Origin of the sequence: Fischerella sp., assembly GCF_013388695.1 — a bacterium.
Classification (GTDB): Bacteria; Cyanobacteriota; Cyanobacteriia; order Cyanobacteriales; family Nostocaceae; genus PCC9605.
The window spans coordinates 1-26257 of record NZ_JACAEU010000039.1; the positions used below are offsets into that span (position 1 = coordinate 1).

19 protein-coding genes are annotated in these 26257 nt (G+C 42.4%); 12 read left to right on the forward strand and 7 right to left on the reverse strand.

Annotated features, from left to right (window positions below; all coding sequences use genetic code 11):
* Positions 1-166: 166 nt before the first annotated feature.
* The gene (locus tag HXY43_RS06455) at positions 167-1039 is read right to left on the reverse strand and encodes a phosphodiester glycosidase family protein (protein ID WP_290881350.1); all 873 of its coding nucleotides are present in this window, start codon (positions 1037-1039) and stop codon (positions 167-169) included.
* Between the two features lie 189 nt (positions 1040-1228).
* Between HXY43_RS06455 and HXY43_RS06460 the strand changes: the two genes are divergently transcribed.
* The 4 genes from HXY43_RS06460 (at position 1229) to HXY43_RS06475 (ending at position 7619) form a co-directional block, all read left to right on the forward strand.
* Positions 1229-1855: a pseudouridine synthase gene (locus HXY43_RS06460; RefSeq protein ID WP_290881353.1), complete on the forward strand. Its 627-nt coding sequence runs from the start codon at positions 1229-1231 to the stop codon at positions 1853-1855.
* 284 nt (positions 1856-2139) lie between these two features.
* Positions 2140-3816, forward strand: a complete 1677-nt coding sequence (locus tag HXY43_RS06465) for a PAS domain-containing sensor histidine kinase (RefSeq protein WP_290881355.1) — start codon at positions 2140-2142, stop codon at positions 3814-3816.
* 285 nt (positions 3817-4101) lie between these two features.
* Positions 4102-6258 carry a serine/threonine phosphatase gene (locus HXY43_RS06470; RefSeq protein WP_290881357.1) on the forward strand — a complete coding sequence of 719 codons (2157 nt, stop codon included), beginning with the start codon at positions 4102-4104 and terminating at the stop codon, positions 6256-6258.
* Positions 6259-6404: 146 nt separating this feature from the next.
* The gene (locus HXY43_RS06475; RefSeq protein WP_290881360.1) at positions 6405-7619 is read left to right on the forward strand and encodes a protein kinase; all 1215 of its coding nucleotides are present in this window, start codon (positions 6405-6407) and stop codon (positions 7617-7619) included.
* 84 nt (positions 7620-7703) lie between these two features.
* Here the strand turns inward: HXY43_RS06475 and HXY43_RS06480 are convergent, their stop codons facing one another.
* Positions 7704-7922, reverse strand: a complete 219-nt coding sequence (locus tag HXY43_RS06480; RefSeq protein ID WP_026734091.1) for a DUF4327 family protein — start codon at positions 7920-7922, stop codon at positions 7704-7706.
* A gap of 1308 nt (positions 7923-9230) precedes the next feature.
* Here HXY43_RS06480 and purD point away from each other — a divergent pair.
* Complete coding sequence (gene purD, locus HXY43_RS06485) at positions 9231-10511, forward strand: phosphoribosylamine--glycine ligase (protein WP_290881365.1); 1281 nt, start codon at positions 9231-9233, stop codon at positions 10509-10511.
* Positions 10512-10947: 436 nt separating this feature from the next.
* A complete protein-coding gene (gene nblS / locus HXY43_RS06490) occupies positions 10948-12879 on the forward strand; it encodes a two-component system sensor histidine kinase NblS (protein WP_290881410.1) in 1932 nt (643 codons plus the stop codon).
* 90 nt (positions 12880-12969) lie between these two features.
* Here nblS and HXY43_RS06495 read toward each other — a convergent pair whose 3' ends face one another.
* Positions 12970-13341 carry a zinc ribbon domain-containing protein gene (locus tag HXY43_RS06495; RefSeq protein WP_290881368.1) on the reverse strand — a complete coding sequence of 124 codons (372 nt, stop codon included), beginning with the start codon at positions 13339-13341 and terminating at the stop codon, positions 12970-12972.
* A gap of 663 nt (positions 13342-14004) precedes the next feature.
* Between HXY43_RS06495 and abc-f the strand changes: the two genes are divergently transcribed.
* Positions 14005-15624, forward strand: a complete 1620-nt coding sequence (abc-f, locus tag HXY43_RS06500) for a ribosomal protection-like ABC-F family protein (RefSeq protein ID WP_290881370.1) — start codon at positions 14005-14007, stop codon at positions 15622-15624.
* 79 nt (positions 15625-15703) lie between these two features.
* Here the strand turns inward: abc-f and HXY43_RS06505 are convergent, their stop codons facing one another.
* Positions 15704-16696, reverse strand: a complete 993-nt coding sequence (locus HXY43_RS06505; RefSeq protein ID WP_290881373.1) for a LysR family transcriptional regulator — start codon at positions 16694-16696, stop codon at positions 15704-15706.
* A gap of 467 nt (positions 16697-17163) precedes the next feature.
* Here HXY43_RS06505 and HXY43_RS06510 point away from each other — a divergent pair, with 467 nt between their 5' ends.
* The 4 genes from HXY43_RS06510 to HXY43_RS06525 all read left to right on the forward strand — a co-directional run bounded on the left by HXY43_RS06510 (position 17164) and on the right by HXY43_RS06525 (position 20836).
* On the forward strand, positions 17164-17490 hold the full coding sequence (locus tag HXY43_RS06510; protein ID WP_290881376.1) for a DUF6825 family protein: 327 nt from the start codon (positions 17164-17166) through the stop codon (positions 17488-17490).
* A 160-nt stretch (positions 17491-17650) separates the two neighbouring features.
* Positions 17651-19342: an AarF/ABC1/UbiB kinase family protein gene (locus HXY43_RS06515; RefSeq protein WP_290881412.1), complete on the forward strand. Its 1692-nt coding sequence runs from the start codon at positions 17651-17653 to the stop codon at positions 19340-19342.
* Between the two features lie 17 nt (positions 19343-19359).
* On the forward strand, positions 19360-20097 hold the full coding sequence (locus HXY43_RS06520) for a Stp1/IreP family PP2C-type Ser/Thr phosphatase (protein ID WP_290881379.1): 738 nt from the start codon (positions 19360-19362) through the stop codon (positions 20095-20097).
* A gap of 538 nt (positions 20098-20635) precedes the next feature.
* Positions 20636-20836, forward strand: a complete 201-nt coding sequence (locus tag HXY43_RS06525; protein ID WP_009455637.1) for an NblA/ycf18 family protein — start codon at positions 20636-20638, stop codon at positions 20834-20836.
* Between the two features lie 457 nt (positions 20837-21293).
* On the opposite strand, the gene HXY43_RS06530 is transcribed toward HXY43_RS06525, so the two are convergent.
* Positions 21294-22853 carry a serine/threonine-protein kinase gene (locus HXY43_RS06530; RefSeq protein WP_290881403.1) on the reverse strand — a complete coding sequence of 520 codons (1560 nt, stop codon included), beginning with the start codon at positions 22851-22853 and terminating at the stop codon, positions 21294-21296.
* A gap of 159 nt (positions 22854-23012) precedes the next feature.
* Between HXY43_RS06530 and HXY43_RS06535 the strand changes: the two genes are divergently transcribed.
* Complete coding sequence (locus HXY43_RS06535) at positions 23013-23162, forward strand: hypothetical protein (protein WP_290881406.1); 150 nt, start codon at positions 23013-23015, stop codon at positions 23160-23162.
* Between the two features lie 148 nt (positions 23163-23310).
* Here the strand turns inward: HXY43_RS06535 and HXY43_RS06540 are convergent, their stop codons facing one another.
* Positions 23311-23760, reverse strand: coding sequence for a hypothetical protein (locus HXY43_RS06540; protein ID WP_290881408.1), 450 nt, complete (start codon positions 23758-23760; stop codon positions 23311-23313).
* Between the two features lie 241 nt (positions 23761-24001).
* Positions 24002-26155, reverse strand: coding sequence for an HlyD family efflux transporter periplasmic adaptor subunit (locus tag HXY43_RS06545; protein WP_290881409.1), 2154 nt, complete (start codon positions 26153-26155; stop codon positions 24002-24004).
* Between the last annotated feature and the right edge of the window lie 102 nt (positions 26156-26257).

The window sequence follows — 26257 nt, forward strand, 5'->3', positions numbered from 1 at the left end:
AACGCACTGCTATGGATAACAATTATATGGTTCAGGTTCTCAATTGTTTTTTCATTAGCAACACTTTAGATTCTTCTGATTCCTTGTGTCAAGCCTGATTGAGATGCTCTTACCCTGAGTATTGAAGCTGATAAAAGTTAGTAAATAATGTAGCATTTTACGCAATTTATCTAGTGCGATGTAGGGCACGCTTGCGCTTCTGAAACCTTATCCATGACCGACGCAATGCTGCGGGAGCTGGATGCTTGGCATCATATACTACAATCACATTAGTTAGAGGTCGTCTGGCACGGACTATAATTTTTCCTCTGGCGGCTAACGCCCTCGATGTTCCTCCATCTAAATTCATGGCTTCGTAGCAACCAAGAGCTCTCATTGCTCGCGCCATTTGTTCTAAAGTCAGTTTTTGATTGAAACTCACTATAATCAGCTTTTTACCACTAGCAGGAAATCCAATCGCCGTACGTTTAGCTGTACCTAACACATGCGGATCTTTGAAACCTTCTCGTCTTGGTTTGAGCCAAATTTTTCCCCGTCTCAGCAGTCTGGGGCCACTAGTGATTGAAAACCAATGCTCTCTCCATTTTGGTTTACCATCAACCCGTGCCGTCACCATTTCAGGTTTGTTTCCCACTCGTAAACCTAACGTAGTACCATAATTTTCCCATCTACTATATTTGAGGAATCTTCCTCCTGCTACCATGTTGCCCATGACACTTTTCCGGCGATTCTTGGCGAAAAATGTACCGTTAGCAACAACCGCAGCACGATGTCGAGCTACCATCTTACTAAATTCTTCGTCACCACTACTACGCCGTGCTGAGTTAGCAACACGTGCATTGTTTGCTAAACCAATAGTGACGAAAGTATTAGAGTCAGTGAGATCAACAATCACCCGATGAAAAGATACACCATTGATTTTGCCTTTGTTGACTTGTACAGTTTTAGCAGCGGTGGGCTGTACTAGTGTCAACTCTTGTACCAATAAAGCACCTGCCAGGAACAAGAAATACCAACGGCATATCTTGAAACTTGCCATAATCAACTCCTCACTCTATTGTCTAGATTGAAATACCTAAACCCTTGCTGATTCTGTCAATATGGAGACGGTAAGTGGAGTGATGGGGGAGTAGGGGAGTGGGAGAGTGGGAGAGTGGGAGATGGGGAGACAACCAATCACCAACCACCAACCACCAACAAATGACAAATGACCAATGACCAATGACAAATGACTAACCACTATCGATATCTTCTTTTCTACAAACCCTATGGCGTCCTCAGCCAGTTTACAAAAGATACTCCCACTCGCAGCACACTCAAGGATTATATTTCGATTCCTGATGTGTATCCAGTGGGGCGTTTGGACTGGGACAGCGAAGGTTTGTTGCTTTTGACGAACTACGGACAATTGCAATATCGCCTCTTGAATCCTCGGTTTGGACATAAACGCAGTTACTGGGTGCAGGTAGAACGAATCCCTGATGCTACTGCACTCAAAAAGTTAGAAGAAGGTGTAGCGATACAAGATTACCGTACTCGACCAGCAAAGGTACAGCTGTTAAGTCAAGAACCTATAGTACCCGATCGCGAGCCGCCGATCAGATTTCGCAAAAATGTACCAACTGCATGGTTGGAGATGACCTTAACAGAAGGAAAAAATCGGCAAGTACGACGGATGACAGCCGCTGTGGGGTTTCCGACTTTACGACTTGTGCGGTTTGCGATCGCTCATTTACATTTAGATGGTCTGCAACCAGGCCAATGGCGCGATCTGACATCAAATGAACTGAAACTATTACATAATTTGACCTCTCAAGCCAACCCGTCAAGTCGGCAAAAAGGCTTGATTACTTAGGGAATGGGAGAGGGGGAGAGTGGGGGAATAACCATTAACTCTTGACTTTTGACTTTTGACTCTTGACTTATTTATGCCTTCTTGTTTTTCAAGATATGTTGCTAAAAATTCTGTAGGTCTAATTTTTGGATAAAAATTGAAGCAATTTACACAATACAGAGATTATGCGCTTTACATAAGTTTTTATTCGCTTTTTTCACGAAAATTACGCTATAAGCAGTATAATATTCTTTTCTTTTTAACCCCCTAGTTAACACCAGCGCTTGGGTGCAAGTTTAAGTCTTATGAGCCTTAATCAGCCATCTAGCTGGCATCACGCTTGCCAACAACAACATAACATAGTGCCTGTAACACCTGGACGCTTGGAAATCGTGCCAGAACGAACCTTTGACCTAGAAGTTTGCACACCAGAAATCTGGCGTAGTACCCAAGAAGAACTTTTATGGTATCGCAAATTGTATGAAAATACACCTTGTGTGTACTTAAGCATTGACAAAACTGGGATAATACTATCTGTCAACCATTTTGGTGCAAACAGCCTTGGTTATTCTCCGGAGGAATTAATACAACAGCCTGTTTTTAACTTATTTGCTTGCTCAGAACAACAAAGGTTATCTGATGGATTGATGGGGTTATTTGGGGGTTCGCAAGAGAGCGAAGTTTTCAATCGGGAATTTCGCTTGAACTGTCCTAACAGTAAGATGGAATGGGTAAAAGTGGTAGCACGGATTTTACCATCTGGAAAGGAAAATCCGTTGATTCTAATGGTTTGTGAGGATATCACAGTCCATAAACTTTCTGAAGACGCCTTACGAGAAAGCGAACAGCGCTTTCAAATTATGGCCAACACCGCACCAGTGATGTTGTGGATGGCTGGTTCTGATGGTTTATGTAACTTTTTTAATCAGTCTTGGTTAGAATTTACTGGACGCAGCAAGGAGGAAGAACAAGAACTAGGCTGGCTAGAAGGAATTCATCCAGAAGACAAAAATTTATGTACCCAAACTTACGAATCTGCTTTTCATAAATACACGCGATTTCAGCTTGAATATCGCTTCAAGCGTTTTGATGGTGAGTATCGTTGGATTTTAAATACAGGAGTTCCTCGGTTTACTCCAAGTGGCAACTTTGCTGGTTATATTGGTTCAGCTATAGATATTACAGAACGAAAATTAGCAGAAGTCGCTCTCAAAGAAAGCCAAAAATCGGCACAGGCGCAATTAGAGGAAATGGAAAACCTCAATCGCCTCAAAGATGAGTTTCTCAGCACTGTTTCCCATGAACTCAGGACGCCGCTAACTAACATGAAAATGGCGATACAGATGCTGGGAATTGCACTCAATCAAGAGCAAAATCTACTACTAGAAATGACAAAGCCAGATACAGAACGCTCAAAAGTGGCTCGCTACTTCCAAATTTTAAACAACGAGTGTGAGCGAGAAATTAACCTGATCAACAACTTTCTGGATTTGCAGCGGTTGGATACAAGTGCTAAACCTTTGGTGTTGGAGACAGTTCAAGTTCAGGAGTGGTTAGAGCGAGTAATAGAGCTATTTCAAGCACGTAACCGCAATTGTTACTTGCACAATTTACAACTTAGCATACCTGACAATCTTCCTGCTTTAATTTGCGACCCATTCAGTCTGGAACGCATTATCATAGAACTACTTACAAACGCTTGTAAATTCAGCCCTCCGGGTGCAGATATTCTCGTTGCCGCGGAATCAAAATCTAACTGTATTCAACTACAGGTAAGTAATTCTGGTGTAGAAATCCCTGCCTCGGAATTGCCGCGGATTTTCGAGAAGTTTTACCGCATTCCCAGTAACGATCCTTGGAAGCAGGGAGGTACAGGATTGGGATTAGCCCTGGTACAAAAACTGACTAAATACTTGGGAGGAACTATCAAGGCAGAAAGTGATTCAAACTGTACTTGTTTTACGATTCAACTACCACTCTAACAGGGACTAGGGAATAAAAATTATGAATTATGAATTATAAAATTTTCAGCATTCATCATTTATAATTCTCACCTTGTCCCTAGTCCGGCAAGTTATTGTGAAAAATTAACTAGCCTAGATATGAAATATACAGTTAGTATGCGTAAAAATTAAAACTGCCACAAAAATTCACTTGTGAAATTACAATCATTTGTAGTTCTACTGGAGGCAGAACCTGCTATATTGTGGCACATTTGATCTTAGTGGCTAGAAGCACCTTGGAGCGGGAATTAAGGAACTTCCACAATGCTGATTTGCCCTCAGTGTAAATTTGAAAACCCCAATTCCAACAAATTCTGTCAAAACTGTGGGGCCTCTCTGACCCACAAGGTCTGTTTTGAATGCAATGCAGAAGTACCTGTGAATGCACAAAAGTGCCATAACTGCGGCGCAGAATGTGGCAGAGTTTGGTTGGCAATTATTACAAAGGAAGAAAATTCTCAACCTGGGGAAGCAGCGAAGATACCTTCTGTTGAGAGAGAGGTAAGGAGATTGGGAGATGAGGAGAAAGATGATGGGGAGATCGGGAAATGGGGAGATCGGGAAATGGGGAGATCGGGAGATGGGGAGAAAGATTTCACCCCATCACCCCAACATCCCACCACCTTATCACAGAAGCCCCATAACCCCAACCCTACGGGAAGCCCCCCAGAAGGCGTCTACACCCCATCTCTTCTCCCAGAAGGCACTTACTTAGATCAACAACAGCGCTATCAACTGCTAGAACCGCTGCCAAACTTGGAGGAAATACCCACCAATACTTGGGTATGCGTGCAAGTTTTAGATTGCCAGCCGTATCAAATTTCGCTGCTTGAGGCAATGGTAACTAATCAGTCTCAAGGGCTGGTAGCTCCATCATTAATGGATACTGATGGTTTTCCTTCCCTAGCGAAAGCTTATCTTATCCTACAACCCCAGGTTCACCAAGGTATACCGCCGATTCATGATGCATGGCAGCAGGATGATATACAAGTAGTACTTATCGAAGACCGCTCTGATTGGCCTTATTTACTGGATTTGTGGTGTGAGGAAACAACAAGTTCTTTGCAGATGGTCAACTGTTTTTATCAGATGACGCGACTTTGGGCACTGCTAGAACCACTTAATTGTTGTCATAGTCTTTTAGAGTTGTCGAATCTACGGTTAGATGAAGACCAAGCAGTGGCACTACAAATGTTGTACGTGGAACCACTAAACAGCAATAGTGCTGACCAAGCATCTGCTACATCTGAAGAACCTCCCACAATTGCAGCTTTGGGACGTGTTTGGCAGAAGCTATTTCGAGAATCTCAACGTACGCAATTTGGCTCTTTGTTACAACTGTTAGGAGATCTGGAAATAGGTAAGATTGAGACACTGTTGGAGTTGCAAACACGTTTGCAGGCGATCGCCACTGAACTACAACCAACGGAACCACAACCAAATTCTAGTGTTAGCGAGTTAAATTTCACTCCTGTTGAAAATCAAACAACTAATTCGCCCACCATCTTGCAATTAGACAAACCAGAAGAAGATTACAGTACCAAAAGTGATGACCTACCTACAGTAGTGCTGCCAATGCAGTTAATCAGCTTGGAACACGCCGGACTCACCGATGTAGGGCGTCAGCGGCATCACAACGAAGACTACTTTGGCATTGATACCAAAATTAACAAGCTGGAATTGCCCAATAGCCGTAGTGTGCAGGCTCGTGCTTTGTATATTCTTTGCGATGGTATGGGAGGACACGCTGGCGGAGAAGTAGCAAGTGCCTTGGCCGTTAATACGGTGCGACAATATTTTCAAACTCATTGGATTGATAATGAATTGCCCACAGAAGACCAAATCCGCGAAGCAGTGGGACAAGCCAACCAATCAATTTACAGTGTCAATCAACAAGATGCCCGTTCTGGTGTCGGGCGCATGGGTACTACTCTAGTCATGCTTCTCATTCAAGATACTCAAGCTGCTGTAGCTCATGTGGGCGATAGCCGCCTCTACCGCCTGACTCGTAAAGGAGGTCTAGAACAAATCACGGTAGATCATGAAGTAGGTCAACGGGAAATCTCTCGAGGAGTGGAAGCCAGTGTGGCTTACGCCCGTCCAGATGCCTATCAACTCACTCAAGCCCTTGGCCCTCGCGATGAAAGCCTAATTGTTCCTGATGTGGAGTTTTTCGAGATCGCCGAAGATACCTTATTTGTCTTGGCATCGGATGGTTTATCAGATAATGATTTACTAGAAACTCATTGGCAAACTCACTTACTTCCCCTGATCGGTTCTGACGCTAACTTAGAAAGCGGTGTTAAGAATTTAATTGATATGGCAAACGATTACAATGGTCATGACAACATTACTGTTGTACTTGTACGGGCAAAAGTGCGCCCAAATTTAGAAAGTCAAAAAGGAATTGTCAATGGTTAGTTGTTAGTGGATAGTGGATAGTGGTTACGAGAACAACCAACTACTGACTACTAACTACTAACCAATGTCCAGACGTGCCATGGCACGTCTCTACTAACTACTAACTACTTCCAATTCCTCATTCCGTTACCTTATTACCTTGTAATGTGGTTATTCTGACCCTGTTAGAACCGCAACAAAAAACGCCCCTTCAAGAGTGGCATTTTGAGGACGAGTCCGTAATTCGGATTGGTCGCTCGACTGATAATCACGTTGTTTTAACCGATACTCTTGTATCCCGACACCATCTAGAGCTAATACAAATTAGTTCTGACTCTAATGGCGGTTCGTGGCAGGTGATTAGCAAAGGTACAAACGGCACTTTTCTGAACGGTGTTTTAGTGACTCAGAGTCCTCTACCAGATAATTCGCTATTGCAATTAGCACGGGGAGGCCCGATACTAAAATTTCACATTGAACAGATAACTGCTCCAAACAAGCCAGCAAACTTATCTAACACTTGCACTCACGAAGGGAACTCCCCTAACAATCTATTTTGCATCCACTGTGGTCAACCCCTCTCTGTGCAACAGACAATTCGTCATTATCAAGTGCTGCGGACACTAGGACAGGGAGGTATGGGTACTACCTATCTAGCTTGGGACGAAACAGGAACAATCACTGGACACCCCCAACTGCTGGTTTTGAAGCAAATGAATGCTGACATGGCGAAAATTGCCAAAGCCCGCGAATTATTTGAACGAGAAGCGCACATTCTTAAATCTCTTCAACATTCAGGTATTCCCAAGTATTACGACTTTTTTGTGGAAGGGGGAAAAAAGTATCTGGCAATGGAATTAGTCCACGGCCAGGATTTAGAAAAATTGATTTTGATTAAGGGCCCGGTGACTCCAAGTCAAGCGATCGCCTGGATGATCGAAACTTGTGAAATTTTGGACTATCTGCATGGGCAAGATCCTCCACTGATTCACCGCGATATTAAACCCGCTAATTTGATGGTACGAAATTCTAATAATCGCATAGTGGTGCTGGATTTTGGTGCAGTCAAAGAAATTGTTGGTACTGCACCTGGCACTCGTATTGGTGCAGAAGGTTATTGCGCTCCTGAACAAGAACGGGGACAACCCCTCACACAATCAGATTTGTATGCAATTGGACCCACGCTCATTTACCTACTTACCGGCGAAAATCCTTTCAAGTTTTATCGTCAACAAGGACGAAATTATCGATTTAATCTGACAAAAGTCCCTACTATCACCCCCGAATTAGCAAAGGTAATCGACCGTGTTACAGAACCATTGCCACGCGATCGTTATCAAACAGCGAAGGAAGTAGCTGCCGCATTAGCAGCTTGCAAATAAGGAGTTGGTTAGTGGATAGTGGTTAGTGGTTAGTAGTTAGTTGTTGATTCCCACTAACTACTAACTACCAACTACTAACTACTCCTATTCTTCGTCCCAAGCTTCTACTGCCAATAAATCGCTCACAGGGTCTTGCATGCTGAACCCAAAGTCTAACAATTCTTTTTTCCAGTGCTGCCATTCATTACCGAAGAGCAAAGCGATTTTCCAAATGCTATCGGTTGGCTTGATAATCTTTGAGTCTACGAGTGATTGCACGTTACGCTGCAATTTCACCATTGGGTGAATTACTTGCTGAGTCATAACCTCGATTGAATTTAAATTCAGATTTGGTTTGGTAAATGCTTAGTCAAAACTGTTTTCCGTTTGGGAATTGTTGCCGATGCGTAGAGTTAGGTACTTTGGCAATTACAGTCTTAGCTTCTTAACTATATCATAACTAACTCTACTTAGTTGCTGTCCAATTCGGTTTTGTACGGTAATCACCACCAAAAAACTCAAATTGTGACCATCGGCATTTGCAGACACTTACAAAAAAACTTGTCGTCCTGTTGATAGCATAGATAGGATGATAAGGAACAACTGGTAAAATTTTATTCGTTTTTTCATTAGCATGTGTGCGCTATTTGACAAACCCATAAAATCAGGGCTTGATGGTAGGTTTTTCGGTGAAAATTAAACCTTGCAAGCTTGAGACATCCACCATCTCTAGCAAATTGTTATATAGAATATCGCAAACCTCTGGGATTTGATGACAAAGTAGGCAATTTTTATAAAAATTTAATTATTTATTCAGAAAGTAAGACTATAAAGACAACAGGAAAATAGAGTTTTTGCTTTGATGATGAAAAGAAAATGACAAAAAATCATAGCTCGCAAGCCCAAGATTCATCTGCGGGAATAAGGGCGCAAGGCAATTTATTGCCCATAACGGTTTTAGAGTGATGGTAAAGTCTCCAGAAGCCAACTCTTCGGTAGTCTTTACTCCCAATGATTAAATATCACCTCAATCAAGCGCATAACAGCTTAACCAACTGCCATTCTTGCCTCAAACTGTCCAAAAGCAGAACTCGTGGCTGATGTTCCAAAAAATTTCATGCTTTTGACACAATGGTTACTTTTGACAGATTAATGCTTGTAACTTGCAAACTGCTATTAGCTTACAAATATTTTTTAATATTTCACATATAGGCTAAAATAATTTAGTATTGCGGAATATATGAATCATAAATATCTATTTTGATTAAAATTCAGGATTTTTAATTAGAAATATTTTTCTTATGTTATGCTTCAAAGCGATTAGTGACTAAGGATTGGAAGATAGCAGTAAATTTTAGAAGGATATTAAATTCCCTCCAAAATTTAAAATTGCTTTCCCTGTACTAGATACCCAGCACCCAATCCCAGAGTGGCGATTCCTGAACGACACAGCAGCATAGAGACCACAGTCTCCTCACCGCGACCATTTGCCCTATAACTTTTAACCTTGTCCTAAGCTTTTTCTAAAAGAATATTATTTTTAGACTCGCATAAGTATTAGAATTGGTGAAAAAATTGAACGGCGAGCAGCCATAGGGCATTCTCGCTGGCAAGGGATGCACGAGGAAATCAGTGAAAGTTTTAGTTGTAGGTAACGGCGGGCGGGAACACGCCCTTGCTTGGAAACTATTGCAGTCAAAGCAAATTGAGCAAGTTACATGTGTGCCGGGAAATGGCGGAACAGCCAGCATGTCACGCTGTCAAAACTTGCCCTTAAAAGTAGATGACTTTGAGGGCATCAGCCAATTTGCCCAAAAAGAAGGAATTTCTTTAGTTGTAATCGGGCCAGAAGTACCTTTGGCTAAGGGTATCTCAGACTATCTCCTCTCACAAGGATTGATGGTTTTTGGCCCGACCAAAGCAGGAGCACAAATTGAAGCAAGTAAAGCTTGGGCAAAAGCCCTGATGCAAGAAGCAGGAATTCCAACAGCACACGCTGCGGTATTTACCCAAGCTGCTGCTGCAAAATCCTACGTAAAAGAACATGGCGTACCAATTGTTGTTAAAGCTGATGGTCTGGCAGCAGGTAAGGGTGTTATAGTTGCTCAAACATTAGACCAAGCCATTGAAGCTATTGAGGCAATTTTCCAGGGACAGTTTGGTAATGCTGGAAGATTTGTTGTCATTGAAGAATGTTTGATAGGGCAAGAGGTTTCCGTTTTAGCCTTAACCGATGGATTAACAATTAGACCTTTATTGCCAGCTCAGGATCACAAGCGTATTGGTGAAGGTGATACAGGAGAAAATACTGGTGGTATGGGAGCTTATGCTCCAGCGCCCATTGCCACACCAGAGTTAATGGAACGCATTCAAAAACAGGTTTTAGAAAAAGCGATCGCAGCCTTAAGGAAAAAGAACATTGACTATCGAGGCGTGCTTTATGCTGGGTTAATGATTACCTCTGATGGCAACATAATGGTTTTAGAATTTAACTGTCGTTTTGGCGATCCAGAAACGCAAGTCATTCTGCCGCTTTTGGAAACTCCTTTAGAAGAGTTAATACTTGCCTGCATTGAACAGCGTTTAGCACAAATGCCACCCATTGCTTGGAAACCAGGCGCTGCTGCTACTGTCGTTGCTGCCTCTGGCGGTTATCCTGGAACTTATGAAAAGGATAAGGCGATCGCGGGTATTCCAGAAGCCGAGGCACAGGGAGCAGTTGTATTTCATGCCGGTACCAAGTTGCAAGAGCAACAATTGCTAACAGATGGCGGTCGAGTTTTAAATGTCACCGGCGTAGGAGAAAATTTTGAGCAAGCACTAGCCCAAGCATACGCCGGAATGAAATACATTAACTTTGAGGGTATGTATTATCGGCGAGATATTGGTCATCGGTTGAAGGGAATAGGTTAGGGGAATAGAAAATGAGAGAGTGGGAGAGTGGGCATTGGGCATTGGGCATTGGGAATTGGAAATAACCAGCAACCAACAACCAACCACTACTACTAAGCTGATGTGCATTTAAGTTGCATAAATAGGGCGGGCGAGACGCCCACCCCACAAGAGTTTGCTTTTTTTCGATAATGCAAATTAAATGTCTTTTAGCTTAACCACCAACCACCAACCACCAACCAACAACCAACAACCACTAACCACTAACTACTAACTACTAACCTATTTACCTATTTATCTAGATTAGCTGCTAATTTTTAGTTGTTGGGGTTGCGTGTTCAGCTCCATGCGCGGACTCTCTCCTTGAAACCGTAGCTTACTCTCCCAATGGAAAGTGAAGTCAAACAGGAGAGAATATCAAGCAAACGACCACAGCCATAACAACTTTTTATTTAAGATGCTGGCTTTGTTAAAAACAATTCGAGAAGCGATCGCCAATTGGTGGTCGGAGTTCACTCTCCAGACCAAGCTTTTGGCTGCCGTAACCTTAGTGGTATCTTTGGTGATGAGCGGTCTGACTTTCTGGGCAGTAAATACAATTCAGCAGGATGCGCGTCTAAATGACACTCGCTTTGGTCGTGACTTGGGACTGCTGCTTGCTGCCAACGTTGCTCCCTTAATTGCTGACCATAATCTCACCGAGGTAGCACAATTTTCCCAACGCTTCTATAGCAGCACTTCCAGCGTGCGTTACATGCTCTACGCTGATGATACTGGAAAAATCTATTTTGGCATTCCTTTTTGGGAGCCAGAAGTAGAAACTTCTCTGACCATTGAGCGACGCATACAACTGCCTGATGATTACGCCACTGATGCCGATAAGCCGATGGTGCGGCAACATCTGTCCCCAGATGGTGTAGTTACTGATGTATTTGTGCCTTTAAAGGTTGATAAAAAGTATCTGGGTGTTTTGGCGATCGGCATCAATCCTAACCCTGCCGCAGTCATTTCTACAAATTTCACTCGCGATGTCACTATTGCCGTATTTATCTCGATTTGGGTAATGGTGATTTTGGGAGGGGTGATTAACGCTTTGACAATTACCAAACCAATTAAAGAACTGCTACTGGGGGTAAAGCAAATTGCTGCGGGGAATTTTAAGCAGCGTATTGACTTGCCATTTGGAGGTGAACTCAAAGAGTTAATTTTCAGCTTTAATGAGATGGCAGAGCGCTTAGAGCGCTACGAAGAACAGAATATTGAGGAACTGACTGCCGAAAAAGCCAAGTTGGAAACTTTGGTTTCCACTATTGCTGATGGTGCGGTATTGATAGATGACCATATGCAGGTAATTTTAGTCAACCCCACAGCACGTCGCATTTTCGGCTGGGAAGGTGTCGATGTTGTCGGCGGGAATGTTCTGCATTTCTTGCCATCAGCAGTGCAAATGGAAATCACTCGCCCTTTATACGAAATGGCAGCAGGAGAATGTGAAAGTGCCGAGTTCCGCATTCCCTTTACTCAGCCAAGTAAACGTACTATCCGCATTCTCCTGACTACTGTACGCGACCAGCAAAAGGAGAATGTCAAAGGCATTGCCATCACCGTGCAAGATATTACCCGTGAGGTCGAGCTAAACGAGGCAAAAAGCCAATTTATTAGTAATGTTTCTCACGAACTGCGAACCCCCCTATTTAACATCAAATCTTTTATCGAAACTTTGCACGAATACGGCGAAGACTTGAGTTTAGAGCAAAGGCAAGATTTTCTAGTAACTGTTAATCATGAAACCGATCGCCTGACGCGTTTGGTTAACGATGTTTTAGATTTGTCCAGGCTGGAATCTGGTCGTAGTTATCACTTGGACGGGGTGGATCTAGGGCAAGCAATTGAACAAACACTGCGTACTTACCAACTTAATGCCAAAGATAAAGGTATTGAATTATTCCAGGAAGTAGAACCCAACTTGCCCTTAGTAGTAAGTCATTATGATTTGTTACTACAAGTGTTGGCGAATTTACTGGGTAATGCCCTAAAGTTTACCAAAGCTGGTGGTAAAGTCGTTCTCCGCGCCTACCAGCTACAACCCCAGTCCCAAGACAGCGCTAGTCCCCGTCGGGTGCGAGTAGAAATTTCCGATACTGGCATCGGTATCGCCCCAGAAGACCAACAAGCCATTTTCGATCGCTTCTTCCGGGTAGAAAATCGCGTTCATACTTTGGAAGGAACTGGTTTGGGACTATCAATAGTCAGAAATATCATTGAAGAAAAGCATCACAGTAAAGTTCATTTGGTCAGTGAAGTCGGCGTGGGTACAACTTTTTGGTTTGACCTAGCAGCATATGAAGAAGCACCACTGACATCAGTTGAAGCTACTAATGTAGTTTAGTACTGCATTGCGAAAATCATGGCGAATTATTAAAACGCAGAGGGGCAAGAGAGATTAGCGCACCAGGTAGCAGAGTTTTAGAAATTGTCATTAAGATTGTAACAGAGCGATGAGCAAACACACTAATAATAAAGTCAGTAACAATAATAAACTCTGATTGCGTTTGATCCAGTTTCTAACAGTAGTGCTAAAGCTTTTAGCCTCATGCAACTGCTGCAATTCCAACTTGCTCTCTTCAATATTTTGGTACAGCGTACACTCTTTGGCGTAGGGACGCTGGGGAAAATTACAGCTATCATCGGCATGATAGCTGCAACTGTCACAGAGATATTTATCTTTAGTAGCCCGATGCAAAGGAATACCGGGGTGTCCGTAAGCTTTTAGCTGAGTACGACAATAGGGGCAGTTAACAGCCTGTCGATCTACGGGTTGGTGACAACGAGGGCAAGTAGCAGTGTCCACAGCCTGAGTGTCAATAACTAAACATCTCGATTTTAACTACATAAACTCTACTTCTGCTCTGTCTATTTTGAGTAACAAATTATGAACTGAAAACCACCCCAACCCTTACCTCTGTGAAGGTATAAGTCGTACAAGCAAGATTTTTCTTGGTGTCTTTGTGTCTTAGTGTTTCAATAATTCTTTTTTCACCACCAAGACACGAAGGCACAAAGGTAAAACCACCTAATTTATCCTGTTTTGATGTTTTCCGGAATTTCAATCTGCTAAGCTGTAGTGTAGATAAGTCTCAACACATTTCAAGCGAAATAGCCAAAATGAAGTAGTCACACAGAAGCCTTGCTCGAACACATCGAATGTCAAAAAAGAACAATCACGACAAGCACGGCAAATTCGCTGAAAAATAGTCATGTTATAAAAAATTTTTCATAACTTAATTTCTACATCAAGCCGCCTTCAGACTGTCTGCGGCGAAGTTTATCGCGCGTGTAAATAATACCCATCATCTATATCAAATTTGGTTGAATTACCCTTGTTGTCTAAAGTCTACACAGGACGACTTTTCCTGTTTAGCTGCAACTGATAGTAGTTCCGGTATGTAAGACTTACACGGTTTAGATGTGACAATTTACACGCATTCCTATTTAGCGTGTTCAAGGTTTGAGAATGCAAAAAAAACCAATACTTTTAGCTGAAAATTTAGCTTACGAACTCAATTCAACTAGGACTTTATTTCAAGGAGTTCACTTAAGCATTGAAGAGAGCGATCGCATTGCTTTAGTTGGTCGTAATGGTGTAGGAAAATCAACTCTGCTAAAGATTCTCGCAGGTCAAATTACCCCTACAATTGGTTCTGTTTGGCGTAATGGTATCATTTACTATCTGCCCCAAATTAGTACCATCAAGGAGCAAATTCAAGCAGAGTCATTAATTGATTTCTTAAGTTCTATATCTGATGAATGGTGGCAAATTGAGGAGATTTTGCAGTCAAAATTTCATACAAATCTTGACCTATCTCTACTATTAACAAACTTAAGTGGTGGAGAACTCACAAAACTATTTTTAGCGATTGGTTTATCTCAACAGCCAAATATTCTGCTATTGGATGAACCAACAAATCACATGGATCTTGCCGCACTAGAAAGTTTGAGTTGGTTTCTCAAGGACTTTAATGGTGCGTTTGCGATCGTCTCTCACAAGCCTTTTTTCTTAGATCGGGTAGTAGATACTACTTGGGAACTTACACCTGAGGGAATTAAAGTATACGGAGGAAATCTTTCTCTGTATCGAGAACAGAAACAAATAGAATTAGAAGCGGCAATCAGGAATCACGAAGTTGCTAGAAAAGAACTCAAACTAGCTAAAGAAACTGCTCTCAAAGAACAGCAACGTGCAGCCCAATCTCGTAGAAGCGGTCGTGGTAAGTTTCTCGATGGCAGTATGGGTAGAGCCGCAGCTGGACTGATTAAAACAAAAGCGGAATCATCAGCAGGGAATGCAAAAAAGAAACACGAAGCCGCAGTAGCAAAGGCAACTCAAAAAGTTACTGAGACGAAAGTCAAAACTACAAAGGCGACGAACATTCAACTGGAAGAGAACAGTCAAAAACGCAGAAATCTGATTGATATTCAAGGCGCAAATCTTTGGGTATCAAATCGCCTGCTAATTCAAAACATCCAGCTTCATATTTCCTCTGGCGATCGCGTCGCTATTGCTGGGGCAAATGGTTCAGGTAAGTCTAGTTTGGCAAAAGCAATTTTAAACTCGGGGAAGTTCTCCGCGTCTTCCCATGAAACGTTTCTAGAGTCGGGTGAGATCTTACTAACTCCAACCATGAAAGCTGTTTATCTGGATCAAACCTACCAGTTTGTGAATCGAGAGCAAACAATTATAGAAAACATGCAAGCTGCTAATCCTCATCTGGGCTATCAGCTTTTGCGGCAACAGTTAGGACACTTTCTGTTTAAAAACGATGACGTTAACAAATCCGCATCTGTATTGAGTGGGGGTGAGTTGGCAAGATTAGCGATCGCCATTATCAGTATCTCTGAAATTGATTTGCTAATTCTCGATGAGCCAACCAATAACTTGGATATCGAAACCGTTGAGCAAATAGTGGAAGGTATCAATGAATACCAGGGTTCACTTTGGGTTATTTCCCATGACTTAGACTTTCTCAGTCGCATCAACATTACCACAGCCTTGAAGTTGAGTAATCAAGCCCTGCAAATGACTGCATATCTGCCTAATGAACCGGAGGAGTACTATCAAGAATTACTCAACTGAGCAATCGGATATACATTAACTGCGATAATTTCTAGCAAAAGCTAGGACAAGCAGGCGATTTGATACCGCCTGTCCGAGGTTAAGACTGAACCCACAGAGTCTTTACTGTTTGCATGGGGTTATCGTTATCTGTAGAAAATTGCTGAGTTTCTGTAAGCAAATATTCTAAGAAAGTACTAGCAGTAATCGAAAGCTGCTTTTTCTTGGGAAAGATCACATGCCACTGGCGATGAATTGGGAAACCATCTACATCTAAAATTGCTAGCTGATTTCTCACTTCTGCACAATTGAGCGTATGCATCGATAAAACTGAAAGACCTAAACCGTCAATCACAGCTTGCTGGATGGCTTCGTTACTACCGAGTTCTAGGTTGATGCGTGGGGATATTCCACGTTGCTCAAAAAACTGCCGTACCAGCTTGCGGGTTCCTGAACCCTCCTCCCGTACAATCAAGGGTTCCTCTGCAAAATTTTTCAAACAGAGTTTATGCTGCTTAGCAAAGGGATGATTTGCAGGAGCGATCGCCACAAGTGGATTATCTAAAAATGGCTTTGCCTCTATATCTTCTCTATTGGGTGGACAACTCAGAATATACAAGTCGTCAAGATTTTCATTCAGTCGCGTCAACAGCGCTTCATGATTTGTGAACTCTAGGGCAACTTTAACACCAGGGTAGAGTTTACAGAAAGGTTTCAGCAACTTTGGGATGAAGTACTTAGTCGTAGTGACTGCTGCTAACCTCAGTTTTCCCTGTTTCATCCCCTTCAAATCAACTATCGTTGTTTCTAGGCGATCTAGGCACTGAAAGATTTCCCTACAGCTATGCAAAACTTCTTTACCTGCTTCTGTAAGGTAGATACGCTTACCCACTTGTTCAAATAGGGGTAGCCCGATCGCCTGGGCAAGATGTTTGACTTGCATTGATACTGTCGGCTGAGTTACAAACAACTCTTCGGCAGCACGGGTAAAGCTACAGTGCCTTGCAGCAGCTTCAAACACCTGCAACTGATCTAGCGTAATCGAGTTCAGGAGGTTATCCTTTTGTCTGATTTCACTCAGAGGACTTTTCATAAACAGATTTACTCAAGAAACAAGGAAAAAACTTAAGTAATTCTCATGCTTTCGTTTTGAACGAAATTCATGAGAGTCTCTCATGAAAAAATAGAGAACTTTAACAACATAAAAGTTGTTTAATCTTAATATACAATAGTTTAACAACATTCATGTTGCTAAAGTCAGAATGGTTAAAAATATCCCTGTGGTAATAAGTTCATAGTTAATATCTGAATTTGTTGTTTGTTGGTAGTTGGCGGTGAGCCAACACGGATCTTCACTCCCCACGCCCTCCGGGCGGATTTTCGTACGCCGTAAGGCTTAGAGTACTTTTCCAAAGGGAGTTCCTGCGGGGTAGGGTTGCTTGGTTGCTTGGAACAAATACTAAATACCAAACACCCAACAAAAACAACAGCAATAAAGTAGAAGCAGTAAGGCAAACGGGCAAGTTATAATTTTTGTGCGGATGGACGTAACAAAAATTTATGAGTAACCCCCTTGTGCAAGCATTTTTTGTGGGCAGAGCAGTAGCTGAAGTACTTACAGAACGTTTAGAAAACGCCTTTACTGACGCTTTGAGCGAAGTAGGCAAATTTGATGCCGAACTTAGAGAGCAACTGCGCCAGTTTACAGACGAAGTCATGGAGCGAGCAAATCAAGCCAGCGAAGCTGCTAGTACTGGTGAATTTGCTACAGCAGTTGGGCAATCCAAAACCGAGCCAGTTGATTTGCAAGCAATGATTGATGAACTGCGAGCAGAAATAGCTTTTTTACGAACTGAATTACAACGCTATCGCAGTGGCAGAAGCTGAGGAAAATAAATAGTTAGTAGTTAGTGGGTAGTGGTTAGTGGTCAACAACGACTAATAACTAACAACTAACAACCAACAACCAACAACTAACAACCAATTAGGGTTAAGAGTGTCTCTTATTTCTACTGACTCGGTTCACAACCAGCGGTACGCAGTGGATATGGAAAAAGGATATACAGATAAAGCATACCGTTGGAATCGCGAAAACTATTCCAGTAGACGGCGTTTTATAGACATTTGGTCATTTGTGTTGACCTTAATGTTCAAATTTTGGCTCTACAAAAAATCTTGGAGTTACCCAGGTGGAGTCACTGAAGCCAAGCAAGCTGCTAGACGCAAAGCGCAAGCAGTTTGGATTCGCAATACTCTACTGGATTTAGGGCCAACTTTTATCAAAGTCGGACAACTTTTTTCTACCCGTGCCGATTTATTTCCCAGTGAATATGTAGAAGAATTGTCAAAGCTACAAGACAAAGTACCGGCTTTTAGCTACGAGCAGGTAGAAGCAACTATTGAGCAAGAACTGGGCAAAAAAATTCCCGAACTCTTCCACAGTTTTGAGCCAATTCCCCTAGCTGCTGCTAGCTTGGGGCAGGTACACAAGGCTGTGCTGCACTCAACAGAAGCGGTTGTTGTTAAGGTTCAACGCCCAGGACTGAAAAAGCTGTTTGAAATTGATTTAAAAATTCTCAAAGGTATTGCCCGCTACTTCCAAAACCATCCGGAATGGGGACGGGGGCGAGATTGGATGGGAATTTATGAAGAGTGCTGCCGCATTCTTTGGGAAGAAATTGATTATCTCAGCGAAGGACGCAACGCCGATACTTTTCGTCGGAATTTTCGCACTTACAACTGGGTGAAAGTACCACGTATTTACTGGCGCTACACTTCATCACGAGTACTGACGCTGGAATATCTTCCGGGTATTAAAATTAGCCAATATGAAGCTATAGAGGCTGCGGGTTTAGATCGTAAACAAATTGCTCGTCAGGGCGCTCAAGCCTATCTGCACCAGCTACTCAACAATGGCTTTTTTCATGCCGATCCCCACCCTGGCAATATCGCCGTTAGTCCCGACGAAGGCGCTTTGATATTTTACGATTTTGGCATGATGGGGCGGATTAAGTCCAACATCCGCGAAGGACTGATGGAAACACTATTTGGTATTGCTTCCAAAGATGGCGATCGCGTTGTTAACTCCCTGATTGATTTAGGCGCATTAGCACCAACAGAAGACATGGGACCGGTGCGGCGTTCTGTCCAGTACATGCTGGATCATTTTATGGATCAACCTTTTGAAAATCAGTCCGTAGCTGCTATCAGTGACGATTTGTACGAGATAGCTTATAATCAGCCTTTTAGATTTCCAGCTACTTTCACTTTCGTCATGCGAGCCTTCTCGACTCTGGAAGGCGTGGGCAAGGGGTTAGATCCGGAATTTAACTTTATGGAAGTTGCCAAACCATATGCAATGCAGCTTATGACTAATATGAATGGTTCTGATGCTGGCAATAGCTTTTTTAATGAATTAGGCCGGCAAGCTGCTCAAGTAAGTAGCACAGCACTTGGATTACCACGTAGACTGGAAGATACTCTAGAAAAACTAGAGCGCGGAGACGTACGCCTTCGCGTTCGGTCGATAGAAACAGAGCGTCTACTGCGGCGGCAAAGCAGTATTCAGATAGGGATAGTCTATGCCCTAATTATTAGTGCTTTTACGCTTTCAGCAACGATTTTATTCGTTAATCATTATTTTTGGCAGGCGCTTTTGATTGGTTTGATCGCAGCCGCAGTATCATGGTTGCTAATTAGACTGCTGATGCGTCTCGACCGTTATGACCGTATGTATTAATAGTTGCAAAAAAATATATGAAACTTAATTTTACCGGTATCAGCGATCCCGGGCTTATTCGTTCTAATAATCAAGATGCTTACTATATTGACCCAGAAGGGCGCTTTTTCATTGTTGCTGATGGGATGGGTGGCCATGCAGGGGGTGAACAGGCAAGTCGCATTGCTACCGAGGAAATGAAAAAGTACTTGGTTGAAAATTGGGATTCTTCAAAGTCCTCACCACAATTGCTAGAGGAAGCTTTATGGCGAGCCAATGAAGCGATTTTGCAGGATCAGCAAAGTCATCCTGAACGTGCTGATATGGGGACAACGGCTGTATTAGTGATGTTTCGCTCTGGAGAACCCCCTTGGTGCGCTCATGTTGGCGACTCCAGGCTATATCGGTTGCGAGAGTCCGAATTACAACAGCTAACTGAAGACCATACTTGGGTAGCACGCGCTCTCAAAATGGGTGATATCACGCCTGAGGAAGCGCGAATTCATCATTTTCGTCATGTCTTGTCCCGTTGTTTGGGACGTGAAGATCTAAATCAGGTTGATGTTCAACAACTAGATGTGAAAATCGGCGATCGCCTGCTGTTGTGCAGTGACGGACTGACAGAAGAACTTGTTGATGAAAACATTGCTTGTTACCTCAAAGAAAGCCCGTCAATAGAAAAAGCAGCTATTTCTCTAGTCGAAGCTGCCAAACAAGAAGGCGGACACGATAACATCACTGTCGTCATCGTCGCTGTTGAAGGCAATAGTCAATAGTCAATAGTCAATAGTCATTGGTCATTGGTTAGTAGTTAACAACCAACAAACAACTACCAACTAATGACTAATGACGTAAATATACTCATCATTTTGTTCAGGCTGAGCATTTTTCCTAGTTACAACTTGATACAAATACATTTAACCTCTGAAGGAAGTTACCAACAGAGGCTGATTTACATACTTTGGCAAGTTGACATCTTGCATTTAATACGGTATGGGGAATATAATTCAAATTCATACCCTTTATTTCCTCACTAACGTTAGGAAAAAGGGAATTCCACTACCTAGCCGATACTGAAAAACCCAAAGTTTCCCGAAATTTGCTCTGGAAAACTTGGGGTTTATACCAGTAGGCAGAAAAAACAAGACGCTTGTTAGTCAAAAAATCTCCACCAAAGGGTATGGGCAATTTGTCAAACAGTTGTTATCTTTCTTAATACGGGGGAACAAATGTACGACAGATATAAGTCCAATCTGTTACCCATTTGGGATCTTCTGTAATCGAAACCTTATACTCGTTTTTTAGGAGTTTACTATGGACAAACCTATCGAACTGACTCTAGAACAGCAATTCAGCATCCGCTCTTTTGCTACTCAGGTGCAAAACATGAGCCATGACCAAGCCAAAGACTTTTTAGTCAAGCTCTACGAACAAATGGTAGTACGGGAGGCAACTTACAAAGAGCTTCTCAAGCACCAATGGGGTCTAGATTCAGGTTCTTCTTGGGCTGCGTAGATTTTTAGTGTCGCGGTCGGCGACCTCCTTCTCTTGCTCGGTTCCATCAGAGGAAAGGAGCTGGGGATGCCGGGGCGTCAACTCCGATAAGCAAATCCAGATTCAAAATATCTAAAGGACAGTAAAACTAAATAAGTTTTCGGTTTTTTATCTTAATTTGGTCTGAATATAATTAGCCTTAAAGATGAACTTGAGAGGTGCGCTAGCACTATTAATGGACTGCAAAAAAATACCTAACCCAAGCCTGTACATTTTTACGTTACAGGCTTTGTATAATTAAGCATCTTTACACTTTCAAATTTACTTAAGGTTAATTGTCTCGTACCCTTATTATTTATATTTCTTATGGATTTATTTTGCAACTCTCAGACAGATTTTCTTAACAATAATTAATATTTAGTAGAGCGATACTTAAAAACTCAATAAAAATAGTTCTTCCTTCTTCCTTCTTTTCAAATTAGGCAGAAAGGTCAAAGGTCGAATCTGTATCCATCGCTTGCAGCTTTGCTAGAATTTGAGGCTTTATCTTTTCATATTCAGTTTTGAGTAAATTTTTGCTAAGTTGTGGATCACCAGATGCCATGAGTGTGTTGCTCATCGTTACCCACTGTTGGAGTCGTTCACGTTGAGCAGAGGCAATTGTTGAAACAATCATATGAGCGTAGTGATTAGGTGTCTCTCGGGTAAAGAACAGTAAGCGGTAGTAACCAATTTTTGCTAGTAAGCGAGCGATTTCTTGACCGATATTTGTTTTGAGATCGAGATAGTAAGGCAACCATTTCGGCCCATGTTTGCGGTTGTAGAGCAGGGTAATCCACAACAACACAGGGTGGGGAGCAGTAATGAAAAGAAATTGATTGTAGCGGGTACAGGTTAAACGCTTTTGAATTTCCTCGTGCGGTAGCATTACCCACAACGCAGGCTTAAGCTCTCCATTGAGACGGATGGGCTGAGGAAAAACAATATTAGCAATGGGTTTATTTTGCGGCCAAAAAGCTTGTTGTAAGATTTCGCCTTTGGATGGGGATGTGCGTAAATCGATATTAGATTTATGCTCAAACTCAATTTTTCTTGGTGGGGGACTAACAAGAGCGGATAAATTAGTGCTTGGCTCGTGGGTGGATGTAATATCCAACTGTTCTAGGGATGTTAAAACCTTGAGAATTTCACCGATATTTTGGGGGCGATCGCTAGGTGACTTAGCTAGACAGCTCATCACCAAATTTTCCACTTCCTTTGGTAGTTGCAAGGTGGGAGCAACCTCAGTAAAGGAACGCGGTGGTTGAGTATGATGTGCTTTATACCATGCTCCAAAAGAATGAATTGGGGCAACCAAGGGCATCTTACCTGTGAGCATTTCAAACATCATCACACCTAAACTATAGATATCAGAGCGGTTGTCTAGCTCCTTGCCCTCCATTTGTTCGGGTGAAGAATAAGCCAGGGTACCTAAATAATAGTTTGTATAATTGCTATCTGCCTGTAGTAATTTAGCAATACCAAAGTCCAGAACTTTGACTAACTCCCCAAAACTGTCGTCTTGAACAACCAGCATATTGCTGGGCTTAATATCGCGGTGGATAATCGGATAGATTTTACCATCAACAGAAATGCCATTGTGGGCGCATTGTAACCCCAAACTAATTTGACGTACCAAACTCAAGAATCTTGTTAAAGATAGGTTTTGCTTGCGAATAATATGGTTGAGGCCTTTTCCTTGCAGATATTCCATAACGTAGAACGGGGTATCATGTTCGTCTACGCCATAATCCATGACTCGAACAATATGAATGCTTTTCTGTCCTAATAGGGCACAGGTTTTTGCTTCTTGCTCAAAACGCTCCTGCAATCGCATTTTTTTATTTTGGACTGACAGAGCAAGAAACTTAACAGCGACGGGTACACCCCCCAACAAAACATCCTTAGCACAATAAACCCGACCCATTGCTCCGGTACCAATTAACTCTTGAAGTTGGTAACGGTTGCTGAGTAAGCGACCAATGTTGGGGTCTGACATAGACAACTTGACTCCAATGTTTAAAAATAGCGGATGATACAGCTTTCTGTGAGGGTAAAGGATAAAGGGGAAGGGGCATAAAAATTATGAATTATGAATTATGAATTATGAAATTTTCAGCATTCATAATTTTCACTTATTCCCAATGCCCAATACCCAATGCCTAATCAGGTGAGTCCATCCCCTGTCCTGAAATGCTATCTTGGCGGTACTCCTCAACAGCAAGGAATGACAAGATGGCTCACAAAAATAGGAGTGGTAGATTTACCCTGGTATTTCGTACCATCCCTAACTTTGCTTCTGATTTAGTTTGCCCACTTTTGACCTAGTTAATTAACTTTGGATAGTAGATAGTAGTTAGTAGTTAGTTGTTATTGGTATACAACTAACCACTAACTACTAACCAATGTACAGACGTGCCATGGCACGTCTCTACAACTACTAACCACTAACCTTCTCAGTTTGCCCGTTGACGTTCTAGACTGGCTTCCATCGTGCTAGTTAAATAATGACCAGCCATGATACCACTAGTGAGATAGTAAGTATCATCACTGACGCGATGTAAAGTTTCAAACCCACTGCGACGTTCGCGATCGCTAAGTACCCAGTAACGTTGCACGATGGTATCTAAACCAATCCAACCCTCACCTTCAATCTGCCCCAAAAGATTATGTTGAAGTAAGAAAGTATATTGACGTGTACCAAAATCTAAACGCCCTTTGTACTGCAAGGCAATATCCGCGCGTTCGCTGCCAGGAAATATGAGTTTTGTCGCCATTGTGAACCAGTTATCTCGATTCCAAGCAATCAATGTCATACCTTTAACGTTGATTGGCATACCATTGCGTTCTAGGCAACTCCCTTGCAATGTCCAGCGTCCTGGTTCCAATAAAAATGTGTGAGCCACCTTGTCATTCCTTGCTGTTGAGCGAGTACCGCCAAGATAGCATGTCAGACGACTGACTAGTCCAGTATAATTATTGACAATAGTAGTTGAGATAAAAAGGTATCAAGAGTGGGGAACTCAGGGTTATTCTGGGGATTAAGGACAGGTGGAAAGGTCAAAGGTAAAAGGGTAAAGGGATTTCCTTTCCTTTTCCCCTTACCCTTTCATCTTTTCCTCTCTTGTTTGCCCTTGCTTTGTTGTACTAACGAGTATATTTCAAGCTTTCGATTTTCCCTAAAAACTTCTCTGTAAAAATACTCATCACAGTCCGCTTGCGGACATTAATATTAGCACTTAAAGACATTCCAGATTGTAGAGGTACATCTGTACCATTGATGTTGATCGATTGCTTTTCTAAGCGAATTTCAGCTGGAAAACGATAGTATGGAGTGGCTTGATCGGGAGGTAAAGCATCGGAACCAACCCGGACTAATTTACCTTTAATATCACGGAATTCTGTGTAGGGGAAAGAATCAATTCGCACATCTACAGGCATACCACTTTTAACAAAACCAATATCGTTGTTGGTGATGTAAACTTGGGCAACTAGGTTTTCTGGTGGCACTATTTTCAGAATAGATTCACTGGTGTTGTAGACATAGCCAGAACCACGTGGCTTGAGATCAAAAACAACACCATTTGTCGATGCGCGGAGTTCTTGGTATTTAAGAGTTAAAAGAAGTTCGCTGATTTGACCGTTTATTTCTTCTATGCGTTTTTGATTTTCAACAATGACTTTGGTAAGTTGACTATCTATTTCAGCGATGCGCTTGTTGTTCTCAGCAATTTTGCTGAGTAAATCTTCTTTGGAAAGAGCGATCGCATTTTGTAATTTCTTTTGTCCTTGAGCGATCGCCAGTTTTAGGCGTTCTTCTTCTTGGACAAGCCGATTAACTTCTCCTTGGCTGGTATTTGCTGTTTGTCGCCGTTCTAGATAATTCAAGCGGCCGAATGCCCCGTCTTTCACTAATTTTTCGAGGTTGTCGGCAATCTCCAAATTTGTTGATAGGTTATTTTTCGCACTAACCAGTTGCACTTGCACCTGATTTAACTGCCGAGTTAATTGTTCTACATCCAATCGCACTGCCGCAATCCGAGAGTCTCTCTCTTTTCGCCTAGTTTCTATGCGTTCTTGCACCTGCGGATCGAAATTGTCTAATACTCCACCACCATTCAATTCCGCACGGTAAAGTTGATTTTCTCGTACCAAAGCAGCGCGGTTTTCTGTAAGTAAAGCTAACTCAGGTGACTTATGAAACTGCTTACTACTAGAATTAGCGGTCGATGTTCGCATCTGGGTGCGGTAAAATAAGGTTTCCCGCATTAAGCTAGCTTTAACCTCTTGCAGAGAGCGTAATTTTGCTTGGGCAGCTGTAGGGTCAAAGCTAACCAAAAGATCGCCCTTTTTAACTCGTTGCCCTTCTTGCACATGAATTTTGGCGATGACTCCTCCCACTGGTGCTTGTACCTCTTTCACCAAACCTTGGGGTGCAAGTTTGCCTTGCACGGGAACAGATTCGTCGATTTGAGCAGTACAAGCCCAGGCAACTGCAAAACTCGACACACCGACAATACTCCAGATAATGGCATGTGACCATACATTGGATTGCTTTAAGATGACAGGCTGATCGAATTCGCTGACCTCAGATTCGGTCTCTTTAGCAGGTAAGCTAATTACGGAACTGAAAATGGCCGAACCCCCTTGCAACATCAGTTGCCACTGGTGCTGTGTTTTGGGAAGACGTTTCCAGATGAATAATAATCCTCCGGTTGTGAACAAGAACAAAAAACCACCTAGAGGCAAAAGTATTGGTGCTTCAAGCGCAGCAGCTTCTACTTGATTTACGAGGTAATTTCTGTTCTTTTTGTTGTTTTGAGCATCGCGATCGCCTACAGAATCAGCTAAAGGGACTGATGCTGTTACTATTGGTTTAGCTTTGTTAGTAGTGTTAACCTTTTGCAGGGATGATTGTAGCGCCTTCCAAGTAGCAGCATTAATAACACCATTAGCATCTAAATGTTTCTCTTGCTGAAATTTTGTAACTGCTGCCTGGGTAATCGTACCGAATTTGCTATCAACTGCACCGTGATAATATCCGAGTTTTTGCAGCTGAGTTTGAAGTTGCGAAACCGCTGTGCCTTGACTACCTAACTGTAGCAAAGGTTGGCTAGGGGATGAAAAGGCTACCTCGGTGCTTTCTGGTTCACTAACACAGGTACTCAAATCAGAGTTTGCTTGAGTAGTTGTCTCATCTTCAAGAATTTGCTGGCAGTGACTAGTATCTGTTTGAGAAATTTTAGGTTGTGCTTCTGAACAATTTGTACAGGCTAGCAGTAACAAAGATAGATCAGGCATAGTTCTACTTTCCGTATAGGGCAGGAGGCGGAAGAGGAGTGGGGGCTAGGGGCCCCCTCTGGGGTTGGGGGCTGTGGGTATGTGGGTAAGTGGGCATTGGGC